Below are 6,161 nucleotides of genomic sequence, written 5' to 3' on the forward strand. Positions count from 1 at the left end.
GCCACCATGCTCTCCTTCGCCCTGCGGCGGATCCTCCAGGCGCTCGCCGTCCTGGCCGCGGTCTCCGCCGCCGCCTTCGCCCTCTTCTACGCCGCCCCCGCCGACCCGGCCCGCGCCGCCTGCGGCCCGCGCTGCGACACCGGTCAGGTCGCGGCGGTCCGCGCGAGCATGGGCCTGGACCAGCCGCTGCTCACCCAGTACACCGACTATCTGACCGGGATCGTGGCCGGCCGTGACGTCCAGGACGTCGACGGCTCCACCCTGCACTGCGACGCGCCCTGCCTCGGCTACTCCTACCGGCTGCACCAGCCGGTCACCGAGGCCCTGGTCGACCACCTGCCGGTGACCGTCTCGCTGGCGGCGGGCGCGCTGGCCGTCCTGGTGGTGTTCGGGCTCGGCACCGGCTTCGTCGCCGCGCTGCGGCACGGCACCCGGACGGACCGGCTGCTCTCCGGCTTCACCCTGATCGGCGCCAGCGTGCAGATCTACTTCCTCGGCTATGTCGCCCAATGGGGACTGGTCTATACCACTGGACTGCTGCCGCTGCCCTCCTACACCCCGCCGGGCACCGACCCGGCCGCCTGGGCGGGCGGCATGCTGCTCCCCTGGATCGTCCTCGGCTTCGTCAACTCGGCCGTGTTCGCCCGGCTCTCGCGCTCCCAGCTGCTGGAGACGATGGACGAGGAGTACGTCCGCACCGCCCGCGGCAAGGGCCTCGGCCGGCTCCGGGCGCACCTCAAGTACACCGCGCGCGGCGCCGCCGGACCGCTGGTGCAGCTGCTCGGCCTGGAGGCGGGCGCGCTGCTGGGCGGCGCGGTGATCACCGAGACGGTGTTCGGGCTGAACGGCGTGGGCCGGTTCGCCACCGAGGCCGTCGAGGGGCAGGACCTGCCGGCCGTGGTCGGCGCCGTGCTGCTCGCCGCCTGCTTCGTCGTGCTGTTCGTCGCGCTGGCCGATCTGGTGATCGCCTGGCTCGATCCGCGCATCCGTCTCGGCTGAACCCCCGCCGCCCTCCCGCCTGGAGCCTCCCCATGACCCCCTCCCCCGCGACCGGGACCACTGCCGCCGGGACCACCACCGCCGGGACCGCCGCCGCCGCGCCCGCGCCCGCCGCCGAACCGCCGGTGCTCAGCGTCCGCGACCTCTCCGTCAGCTTCGCCGACCCGCGCGGCGGCGCACCCGTCCACGCCGTGCGGGGCCTGTCCTTCGACCTCGCCCGGGGCGAGGTCCTCGGCCTGGTCGGCGAGTCCGGCTCCGGCAAGTCCGCCACCGGGCTCGCCGTGCTCGGCCTGCACGACCCGCGCACCACCACGGTCACCGGCTCGGTCCGGCTGGACGGGCAGGAGCTGGTCGGCGCCGGGGAGCAGGTGCTGCGACGGGTGCGCGGCGGCCGGGTGGCCCTGGTCTTCCAGGACGCGCTGACCTCCCTCAGCCCCTTCCACACCGTCGGCGCGCAGCTCGCCGAGATGTACCGGCTGCACCACCCCGGCGCGGGCCGCGCCGAGGCCCGCCGGCAGGCCGCCGGGATGCTGGACCGGGTGGGCATCCCGGCCGCCCGGACGGACGACCACCCGCACCGCTTCTCCGGCGGCATGCGGCAGCGGGTGATGATCGCGATGGCGCTGCTGAACAACCCCGATGTGCTGATCGCCGACGAGCCCACCACCGCGCTCGACGCCCGCGTCCAGGACCAGGTGCTCGACCTGCTGGGCGAGTTGCAGCGCGAGCACGGCACCGCCGTGCTGCTGGTCAGCCACGACCTCGGGGTGGTCGCGGGCAGCACCGACCGCACCCTCGTGCTGCGCGGCGGCCGGGAGGTGGAGAGCGCACCCACCCCGGCCCTGCTGGCCGCGCCCCGGGAGCCGTACACCAGGGCCCTGGTGGGCGCCGCGCTGACGCTGGACTCGGTGCCGGGCACGCCGCTGCCGACGGTCGACGACCCCTCGCCCGCGCCCCGGCCGACCGCCCTGCCGTCCTCCCGCTCCGGGGCGACGGCGACGTCCGCCGGGTCCGGGGCGACGGCCACTACCGGGCGGTGGCTGGTCGAGGTCGAGGACCTCTCGGTGCACTTCCCCGGCCGCCGCCGCTTCCCCGGGACGCGGTCCGAGCCGGTGCGGGCCGTCGAGGGGCTCGGCCTGCGCATCGCCCCCGGCGAGACGCTCGGCCTGGTCGGCGAGTCCGGCTCCGGCAAGTCCACCACCTCGCGGGTGCTGGCCGGTCTCCAGCCCGCCACCGCCGGCACCGTCCGGTACGACGGCCTGGACGCCACCCGGCCCGACCGGGCGCTGCGGCGGCGGCTCGCCAAGGAGGTCCAGCTGGTCTTCCAGGACCCGTACGCCTCGCTCAACCCGCGCCGCACCGTCGCGCAGACCCTGGAGACCCCGCTGCGCCTGCACACCGCGCTCGACGCGGGCGAGCGACGGCAGCGGTCCGCCGAACTGCTGGAGCAGGTCGGTCTGCCGGCCGACCACCTGGACCGCTATCCGCACGAGTTCTCCGGCGGCCAGCGCCAGCGGATCGGGATCGCCCGCGCGCTCGCGGCCGAGCCCCGGCTGATCATCGCCGACGAGCCGGTGTCCGCGCTGGACGTGTCGGTCCAGGCGCAGGTCCTCAATCTGCTGATGGAACTGCGCGAACGGCTCGGCGTCGCCTTCCTGTTCGTCTCCCACGACCTCGCGGTGGTCCGCCACTTCTGCGACCGGGTGGCCGTGATGCACCGGGGCCGGCTGGTCGAATCCACCGACCGTGACCGCCTGTTCGCCGCCCCGCACACCGACTACACCCGGGAGCTGCTGGCCGCCGCGCGCTGAGCGGATCGCGCTCCCGGGGCGCCGTCCACGGGGGCGCGCACGGTCGGCCGACAGTTCGGGTCTTCGCCTGCGCGGCCGGTACCGGGCGGGTTAGCGTGCAGCGAACGACCGCTGTGACGGTCCGACAGGGCATCTGCTCGATCCGGGAGAAACGTGTCCGAGGAAAAACTGCTCGCGAGGATCCACCACGGCTTCGACCACCTCGACGCCGACGGGGACGGCCGGCTGACCGAGCACGACCATGTGCTGATGGGCCGGGCGGTGGCCCGTTCGCTGGGGCACGCGGAGGGCTCCGGCACCGAGGAGCGCATCGTCGACGCCTACCTCGCGATCTGGCGCGACCTGCACGTCTCCCATCTGCCGGTCGGCACCACCTCGATCGACCGCGCCCAGTTCGTCGCCTCGACCCGCTCGCTCGCCGACGACCCGGTGGCCGCGCGGACCGTGTTCGGCGCGCTGGCCGAGGCCTTCCTCGCGATCGCCGACGTGGACGGCAGCGGAACGGTGGACGCGGGCGAGTTCTTCGTCTTCCAGCGCGGCCACTTCTCCGCCCTCTCCCGCGACGACGCCGACGAGGCGTTCCGCCGGCTGGACCTGGACGGCGACGGCGTGCTCTCGGCCGAGGAGTTCGTCGGCGGCATCATCGAGTTCTGGACCAGCCGCGAGGCCGAGGCCCCCGGACACTGGTGGGCCGGGCGTCCTCCGTACGCGGTCTGACGCGGCCCTGCCCGGTCCGCCCGGAAGGACCGCGACCGGTCCGCCCTGAGGGACCCCGCCGGATCGCGCGATCGGACCATCCGCGCAGGTGACCGGCGGTCTCCCGGTCGACGGCCGGGGCCAGGGGCGGGGACGGCGGCGGGGTGGTCCGGCGGGTAGCGTGGCGGTGCCGGCGCCCGGACGGGTCGGACGCTGTCACGACGGGTCGGTGCGTCCCGGCCGCCCCCGGGCCGGCCGGATGCCGCGCCGTCGGGCGGCGCGCCACGACCGCCCGGACCGGCCGTCGCGTCCGGCCGGACGCGGCGCGCGCAGCCGCAAGGAACCATCCGCATGCCCAGCACGGCCCCCACTCCCGCTCTCCCCACCCCCCTGTCCGCCCCCGCCTTCGTCGCCCGCCCGGCCCTCGCCCTCGGTCCCCACACCGTGACGGCCGAGCGGATCCGGGAGGACATCCTCGACCGCAACCCCGACTACCCGGCCCGGCAGGCCCAGACCGTCCGGCTGGCCCTCGGCAACCTGCCCGGCACCCGCCGCTACTTCCGGCCCTACGAGCTGGTCTCCTCCCCCGAGCGGACCGCCGCCGAGCGCAAGGCCACGACCTTCGGCGACCTGCTGGCCGCCGCCGAACACGCCGCCGCCGAGGCGATGCTGACGGCGGGCGTCCGGCCCGAGCAGGTGGACTGCGTGATCGTCTCCAGCGCGACCGGCGACGCCGTGCCCGGGCTGGACGTCCACCTCCAGCAGAACCTGGGCCTGCGCCCCGACATCAGCCGGCTGCCGATGAGCCAGCTGGCCTGCGCGGGCGGCGCCCATGTGCTGCTCACGGCCCGCCGGTTCCTGGCCTGGAACCCGGCCGCCGTGGTGCTGGTGGTCGCCGCCGAGTCGCTCTCCTCGCTCTACCAGAACACCCGCACCTCGGTGGAGGACCAGATCTACAAGGGCCTCTGGGGCGACGCGGCGGCGGCGGCCGTGGTCACGGCCGAGCAGCGCACGCCCGGGCTCAGGCTGGAGCACTGTTTCGAGTACACCATCCCGCACACCACCGACCGCTACCGCAAGCTGACGGACCACCGGGGCGACCACTTCGCCTCCACCCGGGCCTCGCTCCGCTCGGTCACCGACCTGGGCCCGGCGCTGCTCGACTGGCTGGACCGGCACGGCGGACGGGAGCTGGACTTCGGCGTGCTGCACCCGGGCGGCCCGGCCATCCTGGACCGGCTCGGGGTACTGCTCGACGCGGACGCGGCGTTCCTGCGGCACTCACGGGACGTCCTCACCGAGGAGGGCAACCTGGGCGGGGCCACCGTGTTCTCCGTCCTCGCCCGCACCCACCGCACACCCCCGCCGGCCGGCGCCCGCGGCCTGCTGCTGGGGCTCGGTCCGGGCGTGACCCTGAGCACCCTGCTCGCCACCTGGTGCGGGTGAGCCGGTGCCGGGCCCGGCCTCACCGCCGGGCGGACTCCTGGCCGGCCTCCCGGACGGACTCCTCCCGGACGGCTTCCTCCCGGGCTGCCTCCTGGACGGCCTTCCGGGCGGACCGCCGGGCCGAGGGCCGTCCCGAGCCGCGGCTGACGCTCACCACCAGGCACACGCCGGCGACCACGACGGCCCCGCCCAGCAGGGTGGGGCCGGTCAGCGGCTCGGCCAGCACCAGCCAGCCCAGCAGCACGGCCACCACCGGGTTCACATACGCGTAGGTGGCCACCAGCGTCAGCGGGGCGGAGCGCAGCAGCCAGGCGTACGCGGTGAAGGCGACCAGCGACCCGAACACCACCAGGAAGGCCAGCGCCAGCCAGGACCGGGTGGACACGTCGCCGGGGCGCAGCCCGCGCTCCTCCCCCCGGGCCAGCCCGATCAGCAGATTGCCGAGCCCTCCGGCGAGCATCTGGTAGGCGCTGGACGCGAAGACGTTCCCGGGCATCGGGATCCGCTTGCTGGCGAAGGAGCCGAACGCCCAGGTGAGGGTGGCGCAGATGATCGCGACCACCCCGGCGGGGGCTATCGAGCCCCCGATCGCGGGGGCGGAGAGCACGGCCAGGCCCACCAGTCCGAGCAGCACGCCGGCCAGTTCGGCGCGCTTGGGCCGCTCGCCCCCGGCCGCCGTCAGCAGCACCATCCAGAGCGGCACGGCCGCGACCAGCAGCGCGGCCAGGCCGGAGGGGACGGAGGTCTCGCCGAGCACCACGAGTCCGTTGCCGCCGGTCAGCAGCAGCAGTCCGACCAGGGCGGCGGAGCCCAGCTGCCGCAGGTCCACCCGGAGTCCGGCCCGGCCGTGGCGGACGGCGACGAAGCCGACGAGCAGCAGGCCGGCGGTGAGGAAGCGGGCGGCGGCGGAGAGGAAGGACGGCATGGTCTCCACCGCGATCCGGATCGCCAGATAGGTCGAGCCCCACACCACGTAGACCACCACGAGCGCCGTCCACGCCCCGGCGCCGAGCCGTCCGGCGGTGGCCTCGCCGGCCTTGCCGGTGCCGTCGGAGGCATCGGAGGCGTCAGCGAGGACATCGGCGGGGACATCGGCGGGGACATCGGCGAGGGCGTCGGCGGAGGCGGGGCGGGCGGTCACGGGCCCGGCCGACCCGCGTTCGGCTGGAGCTGTCATGGGTGTCCCCCCGGGACGGTGCTGGCAGATGT

Annotated in this window: 5 protein-coding genes; 4 read left to right on the forward strand and 1 reads right to left on the reverse strand. The window is 75.6% G+C overall.

What is annotated here, in order from left to right; all coding sequences use genetic code 11:
* Positions 1-6 precede the first annotated feature (6 nt).
* From ADK60_RS26055 to ADK60_RS26070, 4 genes are all read left to right on the forward strand, one after another.
* The gene (locus ADK60_RS26055; RefSeq protein WP_053649220.1) at positions 7-999 is read left to right on the forward strand and encodes an ABC transporter permease; all 993 of its coding nucleotides are present in this window, start codon (positions 7-9) and stop codon (positions 997-999) included.
* 32 nt (positions 1,000-1,031) lie between these two features.
* Positions 1,032-2,810, forward strand: a complete 1,779-nt coding sequence (locus tag ADK60_RS26060) for a dipeptide ABC transporter ATP-binding protein (protein WP_079008689.1) — start codon at positions 1,032-1,034, stop codon at positions 2,808-2,810.
* A gap of 153 nt (positions 2,811-2,963) precedes the next feature.
* Positions 2,964-3,527, forward strand: a complete 564-nt coding sequence (locus tag ADK60_RS26065; protein WP_045939966.1) for an EF-hand domain-containing protein — start codon at positions 2,964-2,966, stop codon at positions 3,525-3,527.
* Between the two features lie 330 nt (positions 3,528-3,857).
* Entirely contained in the window at positions 3,858-4,952 is a 1,095-nt protein-coding gene (locus tag ADK60_RS26070; RefSeq protein WP_053649222.1) for a beta-ketoacyl-[acyl-carrier-protein] synthase family protein, read from the forward strand.
* 19 nt (positions 4,953-4,971) lie between these two features.
* Here ADK60_RS26070 and ADK60_RS26075 read toward each other — a convergent pair whose 3' ends face one another.
* Complete coding sequence (locus tag ADK60_RS26075; RefSeq protein ID WP_079008692.1) at positions 4,972-6,129, reverse strand: EamA family transporter; 1,158 nt, start codon at positions 6,127-6,129, stop codon at positions 4,972-4,974.
* Positions 6,130-6,161 lie beyond the last annotated feature (32 nt).

The sequence above is a fragment of the Streptomyces sp. XY431 genome (assembly GCF_001279805.1).
GTDB classification, from domain to species: Bacteria; Actinomycetota; Actinomycetes; order Streptomycetales; family Streptomycetaceae; genus Kitasatospora; species Kitasatospora purpeofusca.